The following is a 714-nucleotide window of genomic DNA, read 5'->3' on the forward strand; positions in this document are numbered from 1 at the left end:
TGGTGATACTTACACCCTCAAAGCCGAGTTCGATAATATTGGCAGCTTGAAAGTAAGCTCTCCTGTGAAAGTTGGAGGCGTGGTTATCGGTCGTGTAAGTAACATTACTCTGAATCCAGATAACTTATTGCCAGTGGTCAGCTTGTCAATTAACAGCCAGTACAATCAATTTCCAGAAACATCCAGCGTACAAATTCTGACGTCAGGGTTGATCGGTGAGCAGTACATTGGTTTAGTACCAGGGTTTGTTTTTGATGACGAAGCTATGCTGGTAGACGGAGATACCATCGAAGACACTAAATCTGCGTTAGTGCTTGAAGACTTAATTGGTCAGGTACTTTACAGCGTTGGTGGTTCAGACGGTTCAAGTAAGGAATAACTATGTTAGCTGGATTATTACTTTCATTTTCAGTGGTGTTAACCGCTTTTGGGGTTGGCGCGGCAGAGGGGGAAAAACCTCAGCCATATCAAATGATGAAGCAAGTGGCAGAAGTGACATTTGCTCGACTAAAAGCAGAACAGCCAAAAATCAAACAAGATCCTAATCTATTAAAGGTGATTGTTGAGCAAGAGCTGATGCCTTACGTCAACGACCGTTACGCAGCACTAAAACTGCTTGGCCCTAACTTGAAAGGGGCAAAACGTGAAGACGTGCTAGAGTTCGTTGATGCGTTCCGTGCTTACTTGATTGCGTCTTACGCACAAGTCTTGACA

General features: G+C 43.8%; 2 protein-coding genes. Both read left to right on the forward strand.

Translation table 11 applies throughout. The annotated features are described in order from the left end of the window. On the forward strand, nt 1–379 hold a 379-nt coding region (gene mlaD / locus R7Z49_RS24935; RefSeq protein ID WP_318112373.1), incomplete at its 5' end, for an outer membrane lipid asymmetry maintenance protein MlaD. Nucleotides 380–381: 2 nt separating this feature from the next. Beyond that, on the forward strand, nt 382–714 hold a 333-nt coding region (locus tag R7Z49_RS24940), incomplete at its 3' end, for an ABC transporter substrate-binding protein (RefSeq protein WP_318112374.1).

Source organism: Vibrio sp. 1562, assembly GCF_033340155.1.
Taxonomy (GTDB): Bacteria; Pseudomonadota; Gammaproteobacteria; order Enterobacterales; family Vibrionaceae; genus Vibrio; species Vibrio alginolyticus.